Raw genomic sequence first — 1889 nt, 5'->3', positions numbered from 1 at the left:
CCGATGGCGCCATCATGAAACGCGCAAGCGAACGGGTTTGCTGAGTAGCCATGACGGTCACCCTCCAAAGGTCAGCCACAAGATCGAGCAGAGCCGGCCAGCGGCCGCCCGGACCGAAAGCCGGGCGGCCAGGCACCGGGAGGATGCCCTATTTCAGATAGCCGCCTTCCTGCATGACCGAGGTCGCGGCCGCTTGCGCCTGCGTCAACGCATCATCAACGCTCATCTGGCCCTCAAGAGCGGCCGCAAAGAGCTGGCCGACGGTCGTCCCTAGACCCTGGAATTCGGGGATCGCGACGAATTGTATGCCGGTGTAGGGGACCGGATCTTTGGTCGCCTTGGTAGGATCCGCCGCCTCGATCGCTGCAAGCACGGTTGGTGCGAACGGCGCAGCCTTCTGATAATCCGGGCTGGCGTAGGTCGATTTCCGGGTCCCGGGGGGTGCTGCGACCCATCCTGCAGTTTCACCGACGCGCTGGACGTACGCCTTTGAAGTCGCCCATTCGATAAAAGACTTTGCCGTGTCTGCCTTCTTGGTGCTGGCGGGAACCGCAAGGCTCCAGGCCCATGCCCAAGCCGACCCTGCTGGCGTTACGGCAACAGGAGCCTTTGTGACACTGACTTTATCGGCAACCTTGCTTTGGCTAGAATCGTAGACGCGACCAGCAGCCGACGTTGCATCGATCCACATGGCGCACTTGCCTGAAGCAAACAGGGCCTGATTTTCATTGAACCCGTTGCTGCTCGCGCCGGGCGGCCCATACTGCTTCATGGCATCGACGTACCAGGTAAGAGCGTTTTTCCACGCAGGCTGATCTAGTTGCGGCTTCCAGTCCATGTCGAACCAGCGCCCGCCCGAAGTGTTCACCAAGGTCCCGAGATAGGCCATGTTCTCGCCCCAGCCCGGCTTTCCACGCAGGCAGATGCCGTACTGGCTTTTTGCCTTGTCGGTGAGTTTGGCTGCGAACTCCTTGATCTGATCGTAAGTAGGCTGCTCCGGCATCTTTAGCCCTGCGGCATCGAACAGATCCTTGCGGTAGAGCGTGAAGGAGCTTTCGGCATAGAACGGAGCTGCATAGAGCTTTCCATCGACCGTGAGACCGGCCCGCACTGGCGCGATCAAGTCGTCATAGTCATAATCCTTACCGAAATCGCCGAGAGGCAAAAGCCAGCCCTGCTTGCCCCAGATCGGCGTCTCGTAGCTACCAATGGTCATGACGTCGTACTGGCCGCCCTTGGTGGCGATGTCGGTGGTCACGCGCTCGCGCAGCACGTTTTCTTCCAACACCACCCAATTGACCTTGTTGCCGGTTTTCTTCTCCCACTCCGGCGACAGCTTCTGCATGATGATCATGTCGCCATTGTTCACCGTCGCCACAGTGATTTCTTCAGCAAATGTGGCGCCCGCCGAGATGACGGCAGCCGACGTCAGGGACGCAAGCGCCCCAATGCGTATACCAACTCGCATTGCATTCCTCCCTTACGAACGTACCCAGCTAATATGTACGCGCGTAAAGTTAGCTTAGCGATGCGCGTTTCAACTTGTCAAGCAGGTCATAATCCTGAAAGAGGCGGTTCTTTAGAAATGGCAATAAATCCAGCTCATTAAGTCAAGATGTTGACTACTCCCGAGACGGATATTATGGTCAGTAAGTCGTTCCTGCATAAATTTACATGTGTAAATTATCTTGAAAAAAACTCCGCTGCGCCGGCTGGTCATCGTCCGCTCGTAGCATCCATGAGGCCACGAACAACGTGGTCCGGTGACGTGGGTTGAATGTCGATCCGCATCATCAGAAACAAACACCTGGTGCCCGGGGAGGGAACACCGCCTGATGAGGAAGCCGCGCGCGACCGCTGCGACAAGCGGGCCGGACGGACTGGCGCCA

The 1889-nt window shown here is 58.0% G+C and carries 1 protein-coding gene; it reads right to left on the bottom strand.

The genetic code is table 11. The features are described 5' to 3' along the window. Nucleotides 1–148: 148 nt before the first annotated feature. The gene (locus FJ957_RS31675; RefSeq protein ID WP_246674414.1) at nucleotides 149–1354 is read right to left on the bottom strand and encodes a sugar ABC transporter substrate-binding protein; all 1206 of its coding nucleotides are present in this window, start codon (nucleotides 1352–1354) and stop codon (nucleotides 149–151) included. Nucleotides 1355–1889 lie beyond the last annotated feature (535 nt).

This window comes from Mesorhizobium sp. B2-4-6 (genome assembly GCF_006442775.1).
GTDB lineage: Bacteria > Pseudomonadota > Alphaproteobacteria > Rhizobiales > Rhizobiaceae > Mesorhizobium.
This window is presented reverse-complemented; position numbering and strand designations above follow the sequence as displayed.

Coding starts and splice junctions, on each gene's coding strand:
- FJ957_RS31675 (WP_246674414.1), bottom strand. CDS start 1,354: ATGATCATCATGCAGAAGCTGTCGCCGGAGTGGGAGAAGAAAACCGGC.